The following is an 18850-nucleotide window of genomic DNA, read 5'->3' on the forward strand; positions in this document are numbered from 1 at the left end:
GGAAACCAAAAAGTTGAACACAATCACATGCCAACCAATCCATCTCAATGCAGCCGAAACACCAAACAGCATTCAAAAGAGTACGTGTTCCACATACCCAACCGGCACACACCAACCAACAAACCACCTAGGCCTGCTGGCAGACAAACCAATCAACACACAACCATGCACACAAAAAATAAAAAGTACATTGGCACACTATTGAGTTCTCAAACATCATCACCACACAACAACCACATACCTTCGCATGTAGCTCGTTGTGAGCAAAAAATTTATTTCGTCAGGGCCTGTTTTCCTATCGCCGCTTCAGCCAGGAACTTTCTTGTTCCTGTGGGGCGCTGTCGGTCGCGCTGACTCGTATTAAGTTACACAGCCACTCAAACAAACACAAATCCCCAGGCCAATTACTATTTTGAGGGCTTTAAGTTATGCCCAACCAGCCGCTGATTCCGCCACCGTGGACATTTGCTCTGCGAATGTAGCTGGGGAGGGTCAATGCCCATACTGCATAGAAGGCCACCGCCAAGAAGAACTTGGCAATTACGGAGATGGGGGTTTGGGCGTAAATGACGACTATTCCGGCTATGAGGACCGCATACAGGATGAATAGGTGCCAGTTCTTCTTTCCCAGAAATTCCAGAGTGACCAAAACCGGGGCGCAGGTGGCGCTAAGCAATGCGATGGCCGTAACGAGTTCACTGTCATTCGTCAGTGCGGCGCTGATACTGATGGCCGCGAAGACCGGTATCAGCCCGAGCACTGCAGTATGCCGGGCCCAATTTCTACGACTTCCTCCCATAACCGTGTATTCGCGGAGGGATTTTCTTAAGCTGCCTGAAACCGCCGCGAGTAGCAGAAAAGTCAGTACCCAGATGAAGGTGCCGAGGAATTCGAGCACTGAAGCCGCGTCCCTATACTGGTGGAGAACTAAGCCGATCATCTGCGCCAAGCACGCCCCACACCATGCTTTGGCTTGTGGGTGGTATATCGCTTGCCCGGCCAGGGTGCGCGGGAACCAGCCAAATCCGCTTGAGGGTTGGGTGCCGGTGGTGGTGTACCCGGAGCGTTTCGGAGTAGCGCTGCGATACATGACCCATACCGCCGCGACTGCATAGACAGGCAATGCCCACCACAGCTGCACGGTGAGGGCGCCAATAGCTGCCGCTAGTGCGAATAGCGCGACGAGAATGCGACGATGTTCGTTCCAGATTCTCGAACCCAGGCCCACTAGTTGATATTTCTGAAAATCAGGCTTTAGGGAGAGCACGAGCCCCAAGGAAGCGATTACGGGGAGCGCGCTCCACGTTCCCTCTGCCATGACTGGCATGACCAATAATGCGAACAGGAAAAAGGTCCAGAGCCACCAATCTCCTAGGTACCACAGTAGTTTCATGACCTCTCCTCCAATGCCAGTACCGCACGCTCCAAAGAGACCTCATTGACACGCAGGCCGTGGGCCTGGGCAATGCGGAAAATGGGATCAGTGGAAGCGGAACGGGCGTCGATAAGCACGCGTTCCCCTAAGGGTGTGGTTTGCCTACTCAGTGCAGGAAGGCCAAGCTCTTCGACCGCTGCGGTGAGGGACTCGGATGGTCCGGTGAGCTCCAGAATTCCCTCGATGAAGTCATCGATGGGACCGGAAATGGGGTTATCGCCCATCAGCGAGACGGTATCGAGGAGGCCCGCCACCTCATTGAGGTGATGGGTGGAGATGACGATGGTACGGCCGTGTTCCTCACGAAGGACCTGATAGAAAAGCTCGCGGCGCTGTGTGTCGAGGCCGAGATAGGGCTCATCAAGAAGCATGACTTCACAGCCAGAAGCAACGGCGAAGATGAAGCCCACCGCAGACTTTTGCCCGCGGGAAAGGGCAGAGTAGGCCTTGGCCGGCACGTCAAAGCGAACCAGCAGCTCATTGAACCGCTCCTCATCCCAGCGCGGCCAGCGCGCCTTACCAATAACGCCCAGCTTTCCGATGCCCCAGGAATCCGGCAGCGGGTTATCAATCCCCATCAAAATGACTCGGTTAAGGACCGATTGCTTGTCAAAGGGTTCCTCGCCGAAAACCGTAATACCGCCAGCTTGGATTTGTCCGGCAATCTTGCGCAGGAGCGTGGTTTTGCCAATGCCGTTGGGGCCAACTAAGCCGTGCGTGAGGCCATCAGCAAAAGTGAATTCTCGTGTTTTAATCATGAGTACATTCCTCGGCTTTCTGCAACGCGATCAAATAGGTCATGGAGCTGGGCGCGGTCGTAACCTAGACGAACGGCTTCGTCGACAAGCGGTGCCATATACTCCGCCGCGAAATCAGCGCGGCGGCGCTCGCGGATCGTGTTCAGGGCCCCTTCTGCCACAAACATGCCAATGCCGCGGCGCTTATCCAGCACCCCGATATCCACAAGGAGGTTTATCCCCTTCCGGGCAGTGGCCGGGTTGATGTTGTGAAAATCAGCAAGCTCGTTAGTGGAAGGAGCCCTATCCCCCTCGCCCAAGGTGCCATCCACGATGGCGTCCTCCACCAGAGAAGCAATCTGGCGGAAGAGTGGTTGCGTGGAATTATCCATTGACTCTCAGTTCGTTGGTTAGTTACTTGTGTAACCAACCATATCGGCAACACCCCACCCCTGCAATACTTCCAAAGAGAAAACTTTTTTGCTGCCACTGCGCTGGGATTTTGTCCAAGGTTATCGACGTTTTGTGACTAATGGGGCACACTGGAAACCACAAAGAATTTTATTTATAACAATTAGAACGGAACTTAGGAGCCATGCTTGAACGCACACTCGTCTTTGTCGATACCTCATACTTGCTCGCAAGCTTCTACAACTCGTGGGAAACGGGTGCCCGCGCACAGCTAGAAATCGATCTGCCCGAGGTGGTCAGCACCATGGGCGGGATGATCGAGAACCAACTGGGAACCCCAATCCAGCGCCAATATTGGTATGACGGCATTCCCGATACCGGCCCACACCGCTACCAGCGCGCCCTGCGCACCTGCGAAGGTGTGCAACTGCGCACCGGTCAGCTCATCGAATGGGGCGAGCGCCGCACCCAAAAGGCCGTAGATACCCGCCTCGTAGCGGACATGGTCATCGCCGCCATGAAGGGACAATTCACCGACTTCGTCCTCGTCAGCGGCGATGCCGACATGATTCCCGGCGCTCAAGCCGCCGTGGATAATGGCATCCGCGTACATCTTTATGGGTTTGGCTGGGACTCCATGTCCTCCGCACTGCGCCATGCCTGCGATTCCACCACCATCTTGGACCCTCGCGAGGACTTCGCAGACGCTATGGAATTGCAGGTCCTAGAAGGCCCGCTTCCTCCAGTGGTGCGCGAAAATGCGCATAAAGAGGGCGAGGAAATGCCCGAACCGGATGAATGCGGCGAGCCCTCAGAGGTGGAGGCAGCCTTCGGCGCCACAGAAAAGCCCACCCCGGCCCCGACACCCAAGCCGGCTCCGCCCAAGGTGGAACCAGCAGAGGATTCCTCCGCCGAGGAGGGCTCCCCGGCGGAGAAGCCGGCGCCCAAGCCATCCATGATGGCACCGCGCCGCAAGCTGCGGTCCAAATATGTACCGCTACCGGAAGAAGTATGGAGCTCGGCCGGCTTCCAATCCCCATTCGACGTGGGCCAGCAATACGCCTCGTGGTGGTTCGATAACGCTGCTAGCACCGAGCAGCGAGATCAGGCACATCTACTTTCAGGCGGCGGGCTCCCCCCGGAGATCGACCGTCCGCTGTTGCAGTTTGCCTGCGAGACCCTGCACGAATACACCCTGACCGAAACCCAACGCGTGAACCTGCGCGATGGATTCCACTCAGGGATTCGTGGGGTTCTGATTAATGTTCGCCGGCAGAATTAATCGCCAGACTCGAGCTCTTTCTTCTTTTTAAGATCCGCCCGGATGGCATCGAGGCGAGCAGTCGCCTTCATGTCATTGCCGGCGGCTTGGATCTCATTAATGCGATCGCCGCCGGTGGCGTGCTGCAATTCTTGCGCGCCAAGGGCATCGGCGTAGCGCTTTTCAATCTTGGCACGCACAGAATCAAGAGTAGGTACAGAATCGTCCGGGTTGAGCTGATTCATGGAATCAATAGCCTGGGCGTTCTTTTCCTGCATAGCCGCCTGGTCCGCCTGAGCCTCCAGCTGGCTAACCTGGGCCAGCTGTTCCTTCAAGCGCACCTCAGACTGCTGCTGCTGGCTCTTGGCCTGAGCGGCAGCCTGCTCCGCGGCGGCGTACTGCTGCTTAACGTCTTCCAGCTCCTGCTCCACTGCTACCAGCTGGGAGGCAACCACTTCCGCAGCCTGGTTATATTCGGAAGCTTTTTGCGGATCCTCCGCAGAATCCGCCAGCTCCAACGCACGCTGGGTTTGAGACTGGTAATCCTGCTGGGACTTGACCAGGCGGTTCATCTGCATCTCCAGCTGGGACTTATGGCCGATGATTTCTGCGGCGTGATCAGAAATCTGCTGGTGCTGCTCCTTAGCGGCCTGGACGGCCTGCTGGATCTGCACCTTCGGATCAGCGTTCTCATCAATCTTCTGATCGAAGGAACTCATCATGTACTTCCAGCCCTTGCTGAAGGGGTTAGCCATTATCTTCTCCTTTTGGACATAAAAAGACGCTTTCTAGCGAGTTTAGCGATACTCACCAGAAAGCGCCTAGGAAGCTAGCGGGGATTAACCCTGCGCGTTCTGCTCTTCTACCTGGCGGCGAACCTCCGCCATATCGAGCTCCTTGACCTGCTTCAGCAGGTCTTCCAATGCTGCAGGTGGCAGCGCGCCAGCCTCGCGGAAGACCAAGATGCCATCGCGGAAGATCATCAGCGTAGGAATAGACTGAATCTCCAGCGCGGATGCGAGGCCTTGGTTAGCCTCGGTATCGAGCTTGGCAAAGGTAGCATCCGTGTGCTCTTCGGAGGCCTTTTCAAAAACCGGCGCAAAGCGCTTGCAGGGGCCGCACCAATCAGCCCAAGCGTCTACGAGCGTAATGCCCTCGCCGGTAACGGTTTCTTCAAAGTTTTCTTCGGTGACATCGATAGTAGCCATGGTTGTTCTAACTCCTTTGCGGATTGCTTTATTCCCCAACGTACATGAAATATCCTTGTCATATACCCCTGGGGGGCATAAAATGGGCCAGGAAATCAACCCCAAGAAAGGATCATCATGAGCACCAAGAACTACACCGTAGAGGGCATGACCTGCGGACATTGCGAAATGTCGGTAAAAGAAGAGGTCGGCGAAATTTCCGGCGTTAGCGAGGTCACTGCTGACCACACCACCGGCGCCGTCACGGTTACTGGCACCGATTTCACCGATGAACAGGTAGCGGCCGCCGTGGCAGAGGCCGGCTACACGCTGAAGTAGGAACCACCATGTCCCACTTGGACCTTGGCGTAACGGGGATGACGTGCACCTCCTGCTCCTCCCGCGTCGAGCGCAAGCTAAACAAGCTCGAGGGAGTAAGCGCCAGCGTCAATTTCGCTACCGAGGCGGCGGCCATCGAGTATGACTCCCAGACGGTAAGTCCACAGGAGCTCATTTCGGTGGTGGAGGGCGCAGGTTACGGCGCCTTCGATATGGCGGGGGCGAAAGCGGAGGAGCCCCAAGCCGAGAAGAGCAGTGACGGGGGCCTGCTGCGCCGCACCATTATCTCGGGCGCCCTATCGCTGCCGCTCATGGTGGTCTCGATGTGGCCGGCACTGCAATTTCCCAATTGGCAGTGGGCCTGCGCCATCGTGGCCACCATCGTTTATATCTTTGGTGGCGCGCCTTTCCACACCGCTACGTGGACAAACCTCAAGCACGGTTCTTTCACCATGGACACGCTTATCACCATGGGAACCTCGGCGGCTTATTTTTGGTCGCTGTGGGCGCTGTTTTTTGGCAACGCGGGCGAACCGGGCATGAAGATGCACATGACGTTGGATGCGAACGCGGCGCAGATGGATCACATCTATTTCGAGTCCGTGGGCATGGTCATTACCTTCCTCCTACTCGGCCGGTGGTTCGAGGCACGGGCCAAAGGCCAGTCCTCCGAGGCGCTGCGGGAGCTGCTCTCCTTAGGTGCTAAGGAAGCTTCGGTGCTGAGGGAGGGAGGCGAGCAACGCATTCCCATTGCTCAGTTGCAGGTAGGCGATGTCTTCGTAGTACGCCCGGGCGAAAAGATCGCCACCGATGGCATCGTTGTTGCCGGTAGCTCGGCGGTCGACGCCTCCATGATTACCGGCGAGCCCGTGCCCGTTGAGGTCGGCTCCGGCGATGCGGTGACCGGCGCGACCATTAATACGTCTGGCAAGCTCGAGGTTCGAGCGACCAAGGTGGGCGAGGATACGGTACTGGCCCAAATGGCCCAGTTGGTCACGGATGCACAAACGTCCAAGGCGCCGGTACAGCGCCTCGTGGACCGCATTGCGCAAGTCTTCGTCCCCGCGGTCATTGCCATAGCAGTGCTGACACTCCTTGCCCATCTCTTCTTCGGCGGGGTGGCCCCGGCCTTTATCGCCGCGGTCTCCGTCCTCATTGTGGCCTGCCCCTGCGCTATGGGCTTGGCGACGCCCACAGCGATCCTCGTCGGCACCGGCCGCGGCGCGCAGCTAGGGCTTGTCATTAAAGGCCCGGAGATCCTGGAATCTACGCGGCAAATCGATACCATCGTCATGGATAAGACCGGCACGGTCACGGCCGGAGAGATGTCCGTCACCGCCGTACACGGCGACGTCCTCGACTTGGCCGCGGCCGTGGAACACAACTCCGAACACCCCATCGCTCGCGCCATCGCAAGAGAGCGCAGCGTTCAGCCGGCTACCGACTTCGCAGTGGTTCCGGGTGGCGTGGAAGGAACTGTGGAGAGGGTCCGGGTGGGCGTCGGCAAGCGCCAAGGCCCGTTGGGCGACCTGGAAGCGCCGTTCCGCGCCGCACAGGACGCTGGTGCCACGCCGGTGGTCGTCACCGTCAACGGACAGCCCGCAGGCGTCATTGAGGTGCGCGATACCATCAAACCCAGCTCGGCCGCCGCTGTGGCACAGATGAAGGAGCTTGGGCTCACCCCTTACCTGCTGACCGGTGATAATGCCGGGGCCGCGCAAGCCGTGGCCGCCGAGGTAGGGATCGACCGCATCAGCGCCGAGGTCCTACCAGAGGACAAGGTGAACCACATCAAGGAGTTGCAGGCCGCTGGGCACACCGTGGCGATGGTGGGCGATGGCATTAATGACGCCGCCGCACTGGCCCAAGCCGACCTCGGTCTTGCCATGGGCGCGGGTACCGACGTGGCAATCGAAGCCTCTGATATCACCCTCATGAATGGCGATCTGCGTTGCGCCGCTGATGCTATTCGGCTCTCGCGCCGCACCCTTGCGATCATTAAGGGCAATCTCTTTTGGGCCTTCGCCTATAACGTCGTACTCATTCCTGTCGCAGCGATTGGCCTGCTTAACCCATTATTTTCCGGCCTCGCGATGGCACTGAGCTCGGTTTTTGTAGTTACCAACTCACTACGCCTGAAAGGTTTTTCTGTTCAGCGATAGTATTATCGCATGCTCAGCCGCACCGAACGTCTCGATCGCCTTCCCGTCACCTCTAAGCACAAGCGCCTACTCCTAGGTTCCGGCCTTGGATGGGCGCTTGATGCCATGGATGTAGGGCTAATCTCCTTCATCATGGCCGCCCTTGCTGTTCACTGGGATCTTGGTCCTAGCCAGACCTCTTGGTTAGCCTCGGCGGGCTTCCTTGGCATGGCGCTCGGTGCAACCTTTGGCGGATTGCTGGCAGATAAATTCGGCCGCCGCAATGTCTTTTCTCTCACCTTGCTTATCTACGGCTTGGCAACAGGGGCTTCCGCGCTAGCTGGGGGACTTACGGTTCTCATCATCTTCCGATTCATAGTCGGGCTGGGCCTCGGAGCCGAGCTACCAGTTGCCTCCACGCTCATATCCGAATTTGCTCCTCGACGGGTCCGCGGAAGGATGGTAGTCATTCTCGAGGCATTCTGGGCATTGGGATGGATCCTTGCGGCCATCATCGGCACTTTCGTAGTGAGCACGGGTGAATCCGGATGGCGCTGGGCCCTGGCCCTTGGCATGCTGCCAGCCGCGTATTCAATCTATGTTCGCCGCGGTCTACCAGAATCTGTGCGCTTTCTTGAATCCAAGGGCCGCCATGATGAGGCCGAAGCTATCGTTGCCAGCTTCGAAACCGCGGCGGAAGATCGGCCGCTGGACGATGCCCTCCCAGACCCCACGCCTTCCCCCGCAGCATCTATTTGGAGTCCGCAGCTACGAAGGCGGACCGCAGCGTTGTGGACCATTTGGTTCTGTGTAAACCTCTCCTACTATGGTGCCTTCATCTGGATTCCCTCTCTGCTAGTAGCCGACGGGTTCTCCCTAGTGAAGTCCTTTAGTTTTACCCTCATCATCACCCTTGCCCAGCTGCCTGGCTACGCGGTGGCAGCTTGGCTTATCGAGCTCTGGGGCAGGCGGGTAACCCTCGCGGTATTCCTGCTTGGCTCCGCAGCAGCGGCCGGCTTATATGGAGCAGCAGCTACGGAAGCGTTGATCATCCTGGCTGGTTGTCTGCTCTCCTTCTTCAACCTCGGCGCTTGGGGAGCCCTCTATGCCATCGGCCCAGAGCTATATCCCACTTCATTGCGAGGACGTGGTACCGGAGCGGCGGCAGGCTTCGGTAGGCTAGCCTCTATTGTGGCGCCACTCATCGTTCCACCACTGCTTGCTGCGGGTGGGACTGCCTGGCTATTCGTCGTATTCGCCGCAGCGTTTGCCATTGCAGCTGCCGCCGCCTTTAGCCTGCCCGAGCAGAAAGGAATAGCGCTTGCTCAATAGGCTCTCCCTCGCCGCGTGGACGGCCGTTATGGTCGCATTGACCACGCTCAAGCCTTTCTACCAGATTGGCTACTTATGGAAACCGGAAAATCAGCGCGCCCGGGATTTGCGCTGGGTTCCTTTCGATGAATTTTCCGGCGACAGCTGGTTTGGCCCGCTATTTGAGTACGCGGGCAATACCGCATTCTTCATCCCTTTTGGCATGCTGGTATTCGGCCTCTGCCGCTCTGTTAAGAAGACAGCTGCGTGGGGATTTGGCCTCAGCCTTGTACTAGAGGTGTGCCAGTATGTTTTCGCCCTAGGGCGCACCGATATTGATGATCTTCTCTTCAATACCCTGGGCGCTCTCGTTGGCGCGGCATTCGCCCGCCTCTGCGGCGAACGCCTTTTCCCCGTATGGCGGTGGCTGGCGCTTGCCGCAGCTGCGGTTTTCTTGGTATTGGTCATCCTTGGCCCACGATTGGGAGACCCCAACGCGGTGGTAGACCTGTAATTTAACCGTGCGCCATATTGACGAACTTGGAGTAGTGCAGCTGGTGGGCCACCTGCACGGTATCAATCGGGCCACCACGGTGCTTGGCTAGGATAATATCCGCCTCGCCAGCGCGCTCATTATCGCGGTCCTGGGAGTCGGGGCGGTAGAGCAGCATGACCATATCGGCGTCCTGCTCCAGCGAGCCGGACTCACGAAGGTCCGCAAGCTGCGGCTTTTTATCCGTACGCGCCTCGGGTCCACGGTTCAGCTGCGAGATCGCGATAAGAGGAACCTCCAGCTCCTTGGCCAGAAGCTTCAGCTGACGGGAAAACTCAGAGACCTCTTGCTGGCGGGACTCTACCTTTTTACCCGAAGACATCAGCTGCAGGTAGTCCAAGACGATGAGATCCAGACCGTGCTGCTGCTTGAGGCGGCGGGCCTTGGACCGAATTTCCATCATCGTGAGGTTTGGTGAGTCATCAATGAAGAGTGGGGCGTCTTGCACTCGGTTGAGGGTCTCATCGATCTTTGCCCAGTCCTCGGTGGAAACTCGGCCACCACGCATATCGGCCAGCTTGACCTCTGACTCCGCCGAAAGCAGGCGCATGACGATTTCAGAAGCTGACATCTCGAGGGAGAAAATCACAGAAGACTTACCGTGCTGCAAGGAGCAGGAGCGCATAAAGTCCATGGCCAGGGTCGACTTACCCACACCAGGACGAGCAGCAACGATGACCATCTGGCCCGCGTGAAGGCCATTGGTCAACTTATCGAGGTCGATGAAGCCAGTAGGCACGCCTAGCTCCACACCGCCGGCTTGCTGCAGGGCGGCGAGCTCATCAATGGTGGGGTCAATAAGGTCCCCCAGGACTCGGTAATCTTCTGCTGTCTTGCGCTGGGCGACGGCGAAAACTTCCTGCTGCGCACGGTCCAGCACGGACTCGATCTCTGCATCTTCGGTGCCGGAAAATCCGAGCTGTACTACGCGAGTACCGGCATCAACAAGCTTGCGCAGCACTGCCTTTTCCGCGACGATTTCGGCGTAGTAGCGTGCGTTCGCAGCCGTGGGCACCGTGGCGAGCAGCGTGTGGAGATAGGGGGCGCCGCCAACGCGCTCGAGGTTATTAAAGCGGTCGAGCTGGGAGGCCAAAATGACGGCGTCGACGTCCTTGCCCTCGGAGTATAGATCCAGCATGGCGCGGTAAATCAACGTATGCGCCGGATAGTAGAAATCCTCCGGCTCCAGCTCCTCAATGACTTCCATCACCGTATGGGGACTGAGCAACATTGCGCCCAGAACACCCTGCTCCGCTTCGCGGTCCGCGGGGGGTTGGCGGAATTCGCCATAGCGCTTTGGCTCTTCCTGCTGATAGCGGCGGCGTGGGGCCGGTTCCTCCTCCGGCGGCGGCTCCGGCGGCAGGTGTTCATCATCAAAGCTGGCGTTGGTCATAACTTCTCCCCCTTGTGGCTATTTGAGCATCCGAGCGTATCGGAATCTCAGTGTAGTCTAGTGCCCGGACACCACCCCCTGGGCATAACTTCCACAGTTATCCACAGGGTGCTGGGAAAATCGCAGGTCGCGGTAGCCTTCGCCCATATTTGCCCTGCATAAGCCTGTGGATAACTCCAAAAGCCCATGACCTGCATAAATCAAACTCCCAGCTCAGAGCATGTTTTTATCGGTGTGAAAATAGGCACACCCTTCGTGGATAAGCGGCCTGACCTGCGGGTTAATAAAGAGGCCTCCGCGTAAACATAGAGTTAAATCGCCAAAGAGTTATCCACAGAATTCCACAGTTATCCACAGCCCGATGAAAACGCGCTAAAGGCCCCAAGTTTCTGCCACCTCACATAGCAGGAACTTGAGGCCTAAAGCGTTGCTGTTGTCTTTGGGTCTTATTTGGACCGTCGTGCGCCTAGTTAGGCAGCAACGACCGAGAAGTTCACCTTGCCGATAACATCAGCGTGCAGCTTCAGCTCGACCTGGTAGTTGCCGGTCTTCTTGACCAGGCCCTTAGGAAGCACAACGATGCGCTTATCCAGCTTAGGGCCACCAGCCTTGGAGACGGCGTTGACAATGTCTTCTGCTTGAACGGAACCGAAGAGCTTACCGGATTCGGAGGTCTTAACCTCTACCTTGACATCCGTCAGCTGCTCGAGCTGGTTGCGGACCTCACGTGCGTGATCCAGGTCGCGAATCTCGCGAGCTTCCTGGGCGCGCTTGATGCCCTCAATCTGCTTCTCTGCGCCGCGGGTAGCCACGATGGCCAGGCCGCGAGGAAGCAGGTAGTTACGTCCGTAGCCGTCCTTAACCTCAACAATTTCGCCAGCGGCGCCGAGGTTCTCAACGGCAGCGGTGAGGATCAGCTTCATGATCCCTGCCTTTCAATTGAGTTAGTTGAATAGTTGCGGGTGACAGACTTAGAACGGAGGTTCAGAATCAGCGCCTCCGAAACCACCTGCAGGTGGTGCGGAGTTCCACGGATCCTCAGAAGGAGCCTGGTTCTGCTGCGGCTGCTGTTGCTGGCCGCCTCCAAAACCGCCCTGATTATTGTTATTCGAGCGCTGCTGGCCGCCGCCAAAGTTATTGCCGCCCTCACGCGGATTGCGGTTTACCTGAGCGGTGGCGTAGCGCAGAGACGGACCGACTTCGTCGACGTCAATCTCGAATACGGTGCGGTTATCGCCCTCACGGGTCTGGAAGGAACGCTGCTTCAAGCGGCCGGTAACGATGACGCGCATGCCCTTGGACATGGTCTCGGCAACGTTTTCCGCTGCCTGACGCCATACGTTGCAGGTCAGGAACATAGCTTCGCCGTCTTCCCACTGGTTCGTCTGCGAGTTATAGCGACGAGGGGTGGAGGCGACGCGGAAGTTAGCTACTGCCGCACCCGCCGGGGTGAAGCGCAGCTCGGGGTCAGCAACGATGTTGCCTACCACCGTGATATTGGTATCTCCCTGTGCCATGTCTTTACTCCTTATCGGTTACGTGGATTGTGCTTGATCCCAGTATCCGTTACTTGCTGTCGGTGCGCAGAACCTTGGTACGCAGGATGGTGTCGTTCAGGTTCAGACGGCGGTCGAGCTCGGCAACCGAAGTGTGCTCGCACTCCAGGTTGACGACGGCATAAATGCCCTCTTCCTTCTTGTTGATGGGGTATGCAAGACGACGCTTGCCCCATACATCAAGGTTCTCAACCTTGCCGCCTTCCTGGCGGACGATTTCGAGGAACTTATCCAGGGACGGGGTTACGGTGCGCTCATCCTGATTAGGATCCAGAATGATCATGACTTCGTAGTGACGCACGGACCTCATCACCTCCTATGGTCTAGTAGTTTTCGGCTGCATCACCTTTGCGGATGCAGCAGGAGGGTACGTTGCGTCAAGCAACCCCACTACAGTACCGCAAATGACCGGCGAAAAGAAATCTAACCAGTGGTCGTTGCGGCGAAAAACACAGCTGCCGTCGCCGGAATGATGGTGAGGAAAAGAATGGCCAAAAGCCCCAGCACGATGGGTCCGCGGCGATCCTCACGATTGTGGAAGAGCCAGAAGGCTCCCATCACGCAGAGGAATCCCAAGAAGATGGATGCCATTCCGATATAGGTAACGATCATGCGAATGCTCCTGCCAAAGGATCGCGGCCGGCGTGCGCATCGCGCACCTTATCCGGGGTCTTTCCGCACATCTGGCGAATAACGAGGACAGCCATGGCGATAATGAGGGCGTCGCGGGAGACAATCGCAACGTCAAGCAGCTCGTGCGGAATGCCCTTATTGTCTGTGCCCAGCATGTGCCACATGAGTAGGGGCCACACGAGGGCGTCGACAAGCGCCCAGCTAAAGACCAAGCGCCAGCGTGGCAGGGCTAGGGCCGCGGGCACTACCAGCCACAGCGAATACTGGGGTGACCATACCTTGTTGAACAATAAGAAGGCTGCCACGATGAGGTAAACCAGCTCGGCCATGCGCGGCGTCCGCGCGCTGCGCAGGCCCAGCACCGCAATCGCCGCACAGAGAGCCAAAAACGCCACCAGGCTGAAGGTATTGAGGAACTCAGGGCTAAAGCTAATCACAGTATTGCGGCTAAGCACCGAGTAAATGGTGGTCCACTCCGCACCGCGCTCTTGGTTGAGGCGGAAGAATTCGCGCCATGCCTCCGGGTACTTCAGGGCCACCGGAGCGTTGACCACGATCCAGGTCACGGCCGCGGCGAGCAAGGCGTAGAAAAATTGCGGCCAGCGACGATTGCGCACCGCCAAGACCAGGAATGCCCCCAAGAGAAAGAGCGGCCACAGCTTAAAGGAAGTGCCAAGGCCGATGAGGACACCCGCTACGGCAGGGTGCTTGCGCGCGGCGGCCAGGAGCGCACCTACGGCAAAGGCGATGGAGGGAATATCCCAGTTGCTGAAGGCGTGGATGATGACAAGGGGGCTGGCGGCGACAAGGATGGTATCCCAAGTGCGGTTGCCCACCAGCAGGTAGACCATGTAGAGCACGCCTACCCAGATGCACGCCATGACCAAGGCGGTCAGGCCGAAGTACCATCCGGCCTCCGGGATGCCGGCCCACTCAACCAGAGAGTACGTATTGCGGGCAATCCAGCCCATCAACCCCTGGAAAAGGCCCGCGAGGACTGGGTACTCCATATAGCGGGTCAGGTCACCCTCTTGCCAAGAATAGGCATAGGGGAAGCCGCCTTCATCGAGGCCGCGGCCACCGTAAAGCGGGATGATGTCGTTATAGCAAAAAGAGGTGTACTGGCGGTTGCCCGCCCAATTCAGGCTAATGACCCCGTCATCACCGCGGGTGCCGCCGGCGCAATTAGCCTTCGAGAGGAATCCGCACGCCAGGAAAACCCAGCCGACGGCGATTATGGCGCGCAGAGGGGTCCACCACTGGGTGCGGCGTACACCGGCAAAACGGCCCCTTGGCCCGCCGAGGAATTCAATTACCCCGCGGGCCAAGGGTTCTGAGGAGGCGGGAATGCGCTGGTGCGGATTCGCTGTCACTGCCGCCTACCCTAGAAGGTCTGCCAAGTCGCTATCGGGGCCGATGAGGTCATCCAAAGACGGCGCCTCTGGCTGGGCCGGTGCCTGGTTGTTATCACCACTATTGCCGCTATTGCCATTGCCGCGTTGCGGTTTCGGGGCAGGCTTCGGGCTCTCCGGCTTGTTCTCCGGCTGAGCCGGCTTGGTTTCCTCTTCCGGAGCTGCTTGCTCGGCAGGGGCCTCGTAGTCCTGGGTATCGCCAGCGCCGCTATCCCAGCTCGGGTCATAGGCCGGAGCGGCCGTTCCGGCGCCCATGTTGCCGAATCCCAGCGGATAGGCAGCCGGGAAGTTTTGGAATTCGGAGTTGGCCAGGGAGTTATCCAGCACGGCCTTCCAAATCTTGGTTGGCGCGCCGGCGCCGTACATGATGCCGCCGTACTGATCGAAGATAGCGGAGGTGTTATCCGCGGTACCTACCCACACGGCGGTAGCCAGCTGCGGGGTGGCACCGACCATCCAGGCATCCTTGTTATTGCCGGTATCGCCCATCTGAGTGGTACCGGTCTTGGAGGCGGAAACACGGCCACCGGCAAGAGCGCCATTAGACCATGCGGCCACCGGCTCCATGGCTTCGATGACGTTATTAGCCACGTTGGACGATACGCGGCGCTCGCCCTCGTCTTCGGGGTGCTCGTACAGCACTTCGCCGGCAGCGTTTTCTACGCGCTGCACAAAGTGCGGGTTATGCCACACGCCCTGGTTAGCCAGGGTGGACATTGCGGTGGCCATATCGAGCGGGCGGGACTGGTACTGGCCCAGAACAATGCCTTCGAATGGCTGCTTGCCGTTTTCCGTCAGCGTCTTTTCAATGCCCGGCAGGGATTTAGCCACGCCAAGGGCGTGCGCCATATCTGCGGTGTCCTGCGTGCCGTTCTTGAGGTCCTCCTGCAGGCGAAGGAAGGAGGTATTCAGGGATTGCTTGGTAGCCTCGCGCAGGTTGCATACGCCGCAGCCGCCGCCCACGTTGGTGACAACATCCGAGCCAGGCAGCTGGTACGGAGCGGACGAGTAATTGGTATCTAGGCTGATGCCCTGCTGCAGGGCGGCCGCAAGGGTCATGATCTTGAAAGTAGAACCGGTCTGCAGCGGGGAGTTGGCGTAGTCCCAACCATTGGAATCGTGGCCGCCAAAGTATCCACGGACCGCACCGGTCTTCGGATCGATGGTCACGGAAGCCGCACGCGCATCCTCTTGCAGCGGAGCCATCTGGTCATCGACTGCCTGGATGGTGTTGTTCTGCACATTCATATCGATGGTGGTGGTGATGCGCAGGCCGCCGGTGGACACCTCGTTTTCGGTGATGCCTACCTCTTCCAGTTCGCGGATGACCTGATCCTTGATGTGGCCATTAGCGCCTGGGGCTTCGGTGTAGGCGGAGTACTCAGCTGGGTCGCGGGTCTCTGGGAAGACCATGCCATCACGCTGTTCCTGGGTGAGGTCACCCATGTCTACCAAGCCATCAAGGACGTAGTTCCAGCGGTCCTCGGAGCCCTCCTGGTTCACGCGCGGGTCGAGGCCGGACGGGGACTGAATGAGGCCAGCGAGCATGGCGCCTTCCTCCGGAGTGAGGTCCTTGGCGTCCTTATCAAAGTAGGCGTTGGATGCCGCCTGGATGCCGTAGGCATTGCGGCCGAAGTACACGGTGTTGAGGTAGGCGTTGAGAATATCCTCCTTATCCCACTCATTGGTCATCTTCACCGAGTAGATGAGCTCGCGAATCTTGCGCACGTAGGAGTATTCGTTGCCCACCAGCGTGTTTTTCACATACTGCTGGGTAATGGTGGAACCGCCGCCAGCATCTTCATTGCCGGTTAGCTTACCCACCACGGCGCGGCCGAGGCCGGTGAAGGAGAAGCCGGAGTTATCCCAGAAGTCACGGTCCTCCGCGGCCAGCACGGAGTCCTGCACGTATTCCGGGATTTCATCCAGCTTCACGTGGGTGCGGTTGCCTTCCGGCGGCACCAGGCGGGCGAGCTGGGTCTGATTATCACCCGCGTAGATGGTAGAGACCTGGTTATTGGCCAGGTCCTTGGGCTCCGGAACGGAGTATTGCGAGTATGCGTAGGCAAAAAGTCCTGCGGGCAGTGCTACAAAGACCAGTAGGAACGCCAAAACGACCCACGGCCAGATGCGGCGCTTCTTTGTCGCCTGCTTTTTGCTGGGGCGAGCCACCTTAGTGGACTTGCCGGTAGATTCCTTCTCGGTCACTGATTCGTGTCCTCATTCATCCCTGATCACAAAACTAAATAATTGCAGCTTACTGCCTAAGGCGGTGCGCTGGAAACTAACACGCGTTAAATGCAGTAGCAGAACGCAACAAGTGGTTCCACCGGCACTGGCGGCATACCTCCACCTCGTGCACCGTAAACTCCAAGCCCTCGGCTACAAACTCCGCTATTTCTTTCTCACTGCGGGCACTCCCGGCGCGGCGGCCGAGGTTCTCGCCATAGACCCAGCGCGTGAGCCGCAGAGGTTCGCCACACACGGGGCATTCCTTATCCATGGCGCGCCCGTGGTGCTCTGCTGCGGCGCGCAGCAAAAAATCAGCATCGCACACGTCCTCCCGCGTGAGCTGCCCGGCGCGAAATTCGCGCAGGTGGTGGGCGCGCTCCCATTCATGGGAGAGCACGTGCTTATAGGCAACGGAATTCACCCGGATCATCCTAATTACCTCTTCTTGATCGATCCACATGGCGTTATGCCACCATAGGGCATAATTTTCGGCTTACTCTTGCGCAGTCACTGACAGCCACAACTCATGGAGTAAAAGGAGTAGACCGTGTCCGAAAAAGTAAAGGTCGCCATCGTGGGCGTCGGCAACTGCGCCACGTCCCTCATTGAAGGCGTGGAGTTTTATCGCAACGCCGCGGCAGATGCAGATATTCCCGGCTTGATGCACGCCCAGTTTGGCCCGTACCACGTAGGCGATGTGGAATTTGTTGCCGCCTTCGACGTGGATGCGGACAAGGTGGGCAAGGATCTGGCGGAGGCTACGCGCAGCTCCCGCAATTGCACCATTTCCATAACTGACGTCCCTGAGCTGGGCGTTACCGTGCAGCGCGGTCCTACCCTGGACGGCCTCGGCCGGTACTACCAAGAATCCATCGCGGAATCGGAAGCCCCGCTTGCCGACGTCCCCGCCACACTCCGCCAATCCGGCGCCGACGTCGTAGTCTCCTACCTGCCGGTGGGCTCTGAGGAAGCGGATAAGTTCTACGCCCAGGCGGCGATCGATGCCGGCTGCGCCTTTGTCAATGCCTTGCCGGTCTTTATTGCCTCTGATCCGGAGTGGGCGAAGAAGTTCGAAGATGCCGGGCTGCCCATCGTAGGCGATGATATTAAGTCCCAGGTGGGCGCCACCATTACTCACCGCGTCATGGCGAAGCTCTTTGAAGACCGCGGCGTGCGCTTGGAGCGCACCATGCAGCTCAATGTGGGCGGCAATATGGATTTTAAGAATATGCTCGAGCGCGAGCGCCTCGAATCCAAAAAGATCTCCAAGACGCAGGCCGTAACCTCTAACCTGCACAACTCGCCCATCGCCGGTAAGCGGGAGGACCGCAACGTCCACATCGGGCCTTCCGATTACGTGGAATGGCTCGATGATCGCAAATGGGCCTATGTCCGCTTAGAGGGCTCCGCCTTTGGCGAAGTACCGCTGAGCTTGGAGTACAAGCTGGAAGTCTGGGACTCGCCTAACTCCGCCGGCATCATCATCGATGCCGTACGCGCCGCCAAGATTGCCCTCGACCGCGGGGTGGCGGGCCCGGTACTGGCTGCCTCGTCCTACCTGATGAAATCCCCGCCGGTACAAAAGGCCGATGACGTGGCGCGCGCCGAGCTAGAAGACTTTATTGCCGGAAACTAATTTTTTAACTTCCGAACTACCGCGCAGGGAAAACGGGCTATACAATCGTTTTCTATGACGCAGCAACATGAGGAGAAGGGCCCCGCTCAATCCCCGTCTACGTACGAGGATGCCGTCGAGGTCGCGCGTTCCATCCAGCCGTCGCTCAATAAGCTCATTCTTATTTTCCAGCGCACGGCGGAGGGCTCTTCATTGACCACCTCCCAGGTGTCCATCATGAACCAGCTGCGTATGCGCGGACCGTCCCGCGTTTCCACCATCGCGCAGGCAGAACTTATCCGCATGCCCACCGCCTCCAACGCGCTCTATCAGCTAGAGCGCCGCGGCTACGTGGAACGCCACCGCGATGAAGAGGACCGCCGCGGCGTCTTGGTAGCGCTGACGCAACTAGGCGAATCCGAACTAGCCATAGTCTCGCAGCAGCGCGCCTCCGCCCTAGCAGAGATCATGCGGTGGCTCGAGCCGAAGGATTTGGAGACCGCCAACGAAGTAGCCACCGTTATCTCCAAGCTGGCTGATGTCTATCGCCCCACAATGAACGGCGAACAGCGCTAGTTTTGCCCGCGGTGATTTCATTTTTCTTCGGCTTAACGTGATAATTGAGAAAACGAAA

The 18850-nt window shown here is 58.4% G+C and carries 20 protein-coding genes; 7 read left to right on the plus strand and 13 right to left on the minus strand.

The annotated features are described in order from the left end of the window. Positions 1-421: 421 nt before the first annotated feature. Genes QP965_RS06865 through QP965_RS06875 form a run of 3 tightly spaced genes read right to left on the minus strand, consistent with a single transcriptional unit; the run spans position 422 to position 2564 of the window. On the minus strand, positions 422-1393 hold the full coding sequence (locus QP965_RS06865) for a beta-carotene 15,15'-monooxygenase (protein WP_284844545.1): 972 nt from the start codon (positions 1391-1393) through the stop codon (positions 422-424). Continuing rightward, positions 1390-2193, minus strand: a complete 804-nt coding sequence (locus tag QP965_RS06870) for an AAA family ATPase (RefSeq protein WP_284844544.1) — start codon at positions 2191-2193, stop codon at positions 1390-1392. Before QP965_RS06870 ends, QP965_RS06865 begins: the two co-directional genes overlap by 4 nt. Continuing rightward, positions 2190-2564 carry a GntR family transcriptional regulator gene (locus tag QP965_RS06875; protein WP_284844543.1) on the minus strand — a complete coding sequence of 125 codons (375 nt, stop codon included), beginning with the start codon at positions 2562-2564 and terminating at the stop codon, positions 2190-2192. The genes QP965_RS06870 and QP965_RS06875 overlap by 4 nt, the downstream gene beginning before the upstream one ends. Positions 2565-2767: 203 nt before the next feature. Here QP965_RS06875 and QP965_RS06880 point away from each other — a divergent pair, with 203 nt between their 5' ends. After that, entirely contained in the window at positions 2768-3865 is a 1098-nt protein-coding gene (locus QP965_RS06880) for an NYN domain-containing protein (protein ID WP_284788002.1), read from the plus strand. Here the strand turns inward: QP965_RS06880 and QP965_RS06885 are convergent. After that, complete coding sequence (locus QP965_RS06885) at positions 3862-4599, minus strand: PspA/IM30 family protein (protein ID WP_284788000.1); 738 nt, start codon at positions 4597-4599, stop codon at positions 3862-3864. The two genes, QP965_RS06880 and QP965_RS06885, sit on opposite strands and share 4 nt — an antisense overlap. A gap of 84 nt (positions 4600-4683) precedes the next feature. Next, complete coding sequence (gene trxA, locus QP965_RS06890; RefSeq protein WP_005325956.1) at positions 4684-5052, minus strand: thioredoxin; 369 nt, start codon at positions 5050-5052, stop codon at positions 4684-4686. A gap of 117 nt (positions 5053-5169) precedes the next feature. Between trxA and QP965_RS06895 the strand changes: the two genes are divergently transcribed. From QP965_RS06895 to QP965_RS06910, 4 genes are read left to right on the plus strand one after another with little or no spacing between them, the layout of a single operon-like run. After that, a complete protein-coding gene (locus QP965_RS06895; protein WP_005325954.1) occupies positions 5170-5370 on the plus strand; it encodes a heavy-metal-associated domain-containing protein in 201 nt (66 codons plus the stop codon). 8 nt (positions 5371-5378) lie between these two features. Beyond that, positions 5379-7532, plus strand: coding sequence for a heavy metal translocating P-type ATPase (locus tag QP965_RS06900; RefSeq protein WP_284844542.1), 2154 nt, complete (start codon positions 5379-5381; stop codon positions 7530-7532). A 9-nt stretch (positions 7533-7541) separates the two neighbouring features. Beyond that, positions 7542-8843: an MFS transporter gene (locus QP965_RS06905; protein ID WP_284844541.1), complete on the plus strand. Its 1302-nt coding sequence runs from the start codon at positions 7542-7544 to the stop codon at positions 8841-8843. A gap of 28 nt (positions 8844-8871) precedes the next feature. Then, positions 8872-9336, plus strand: a complete 465-nt coding sequence (locus QP965_RS06910) for a VanZ family protein (protein WP_284844547.1) — start codon at positions 8872-8874, stop codon at positions 9334-9336. 1 nt (position 9337) lies between these two features. Here the strand turns inward: QP965_RS06910 and dnaB are convergent, their stop codons facing one another. The 8 genes from dnaB to QP965_RS06950 form a co-directional block, all read right to left on the minus strand. Further along, entirely contained in the window at positions 9338-10768 is a 1431-nt protein-coding gene (gene dnaB / locus QP965_RS06915; RefSeq protein ID WP_005325950.1) for a replicative DNA helicase, read from the minus strand. 470 nt (positions 10769-11238) lie between these two features. Continuing rightward, positions 11239-11691, minus strand: coding sequence for a 50S ribosomal protein L9 (gene rplI / locus QP965_RS06920; RefSeq protein WP_005325949.1), 453 nt, complete (start codon positions 11689-11691; stop codon positions 11239-11241). A 48-nt stretch (positions 11692-11739) separates the two neighbouring features. Further along, positions 11740-12285: a single-stranded DNA-binding protein gene (locus tag QP965_RS06925; protein WP_005325943.1), complete on the minus strand. Its 546-nt coding sequence runs from the start codon at positions 12283-12285 to the stop codon at positions 11740-11742. A 49-nt stretch (positions 12286-12334) separates the two neighbouring features. Continuing rightward, the gene (rpsF, locus tag QP965_RS06930; RefSeq protein WP_005326996.1) at positions 12335-12625 is read right to left on the minus strand and encodes a 30S ribosomal protein S6; all 291 of its coding nucleotides are present in this window, start codon (positions 12623-12625) and stop codon (positions 12335-12337) included. 122 nt (positions 12626-12747) lie between these two features. Continuing rightward, positions 12748-12936 (minus strand): hypothetical protein, encoded by a 189-nt coding sequence (locus QP965_RS06935; RefSeq protein WP_005325940.1) that lies wholly within the window; start codon positions 12934-12936, stop codon positions 12748-12750. Continuing rightward, positions 12933-14330 (minus strand): glycosyltransferase family 87 protein, encoded by a 1398-nt coding sequence (locus tag QP965_RS06940; protein WP_284844540.1) that lies wholly within the window; start codon positions 14328-14330, stop codon positions 12933-12935. Before QP965_RS06940 ends, QP965_RS06935 begins: the two co-directional genes overlap by 4 nt. Positions 14331-14336: 6 nt before the next feature. Next, positions 14337-16577 carry a transglycosylase domain-containing protein gene (locus tag QP965_RS06945; RefSeq protein ID WP_284844539.1) on the minus strand — a complete coding sequence of 747 codons (2241 nt, stop codon included), beginning with the start codon at positions 16575-16577 and terminating at the stop codon, positions 14337-14339. A 76-nt stretch (positions 16578-16653) separates the two neighbouring features. Beyond that, positions 16654-17031, minus strand: a complete 378-nt coding sequence (locus tag QP965_RS06950; RefSeq protein ID WP_239279031.1) for a DUF5318 family protein — start codon at positions 17029-17031, stop codon at positions 16654-16656. Between the two features lie 117 nt (positions 17032-17148). Here QP965_RS06950 and QP965_RS06955 point away from each other — a divergent pair, with 117 nt between their 5' ends. Further along, entirely contained in the window at positions 17149-18237 is a 1089-nt protein-coding gene (locus QP965_RS06955) for an inositol-3-phosphate synthase (protein ID WP_284844538.1), read from the plus strand. Between the two features lie 54 nt (positions 18238-18291). Further along, complete coding sequence (locus QP965_RS06960) at positions 18292-18792, plus strand: MarR family winged helix-turn-helix transcriptional regulator (RefSeq protein ID WP_239279020.1); 501 nt, start codon at positions 18292-18294, stop codon at positions 18790-18792. The last annotated feature ends 58 nt before the right edge of the window (positions 18793-18850 follow it).

It is taken from the genome of Corynebacterium sp. MSK074, from assembly GCF_030229735.1.
GTDB lineage: Bacteria > Actinomycetota > Actinomycetes > Mycobacteriales > Mycobacteriaceae > Corynebacterium.

Coding starts and splice junctions, on each gene's coding strand:
- QP965_RS06905 (WP_284844541.1), top strand. CDS start 7,542: ATGCTCAGCCGCACCGAACGTCTCGATCGCCTTCCCGTCACCTCTAAG.
- QP965_RS06925 (WP_005325943.1), bottom strand. CDS start 12,285: ATGGCACAGGGAGATACCAATATCACGGTGGTAGGCAACATCGTTGCT.
- dnaB (WP_005325950.1), bottom strand. CDS start 10,768: ATGACCAACGCCAGCTTTGATGATGAACACCTGCCGCCGGAGCCGCCG.
- QP965_RS06895 (WP_005325954.1), top strand. CDS start 5,170: ATGAGCACCAAGAACTACACCGTAGAGGGCATGACCTGCGGACATTGC.
- QP965_RS06875 (WP_284844543.1), bottom strand. CDS start 2,564: ATGGATAATTCCACGCAACCACTCTTCCGCCAGATTGCTTCTCTGGTG.
- QP965_RS06950 (WP_239279031.1), bottom strand. CDS start 17,031: ATGATCCGGGTGAATTCCGTTGCCTATAAGCACGTGCTCTCCCATGAA.
- rplI (WP_005325949.1), bottom strand. CDS start 11,691: ATGAAGCTGATCCTCACCGCTGCCGTTGAGAACCTCGGCGCCGCTGGC.
- QP965_RS06870 (WP_284844544.1), bottom strand. CDS start 2,193: ATGATTAAAACACGAGAATTCACTTTTGCTGATGGCCTCACGCACGGC.
- QP965_RS06880 (WP_284788002.1), top strand. CDS start 2,768: ATGCTTGAACGCACACTCGTCTTTGTCGATACCTCATACTTGCTCGCA.
- QP965_RS06885 (WP_284788000.1), bottom strand. CDS start 4,599: ATGGCTAACCCCTTCAGCAAGGGCTGGAAGTACATGATGAGTTCCTTC.
- QP965_RS06900 (WP_284844542.1), top strand. CDS start 5,379: ATGTCCCACTTGGACCTTGGCGTAACGGGGATGACGTGCACCTCCTGC.
- QP965_RS06960 (WP_239279020.1), top strand. CDS start 18,292: ATGACGCAGCAACATGAGGAGAAGGGCCCCGCTCAATCCCCGTCTACG.
- QP965_RS06865 (WP_284844545.1), bottom strand. CDS start 1,393: ATGAAACTACTGTGGTACCTAGGAGATTGGTGGCTCTGGACCTTTTTC.
- QP965_RS06910 (WP_284844547.1), top strand. CDS start 8,872: ATGGTCGCATTGACCACGCTCAAGCCTTTCTACCAGATTGGCTACTTA.
- trxA (WP_005325956.1), bottom strand. CDS start 5,052: ATGGCTACTATCGATGTCACCGAAGAAAACTTTGAAGAAACCGTTACC.
- QP965_RS06935 (WP_005325940.1), bottom strand. CDS start 12,936: ATGATCGTTACCTATATCGGAATGGCATCCATCTTCTTGGGATTCCTC.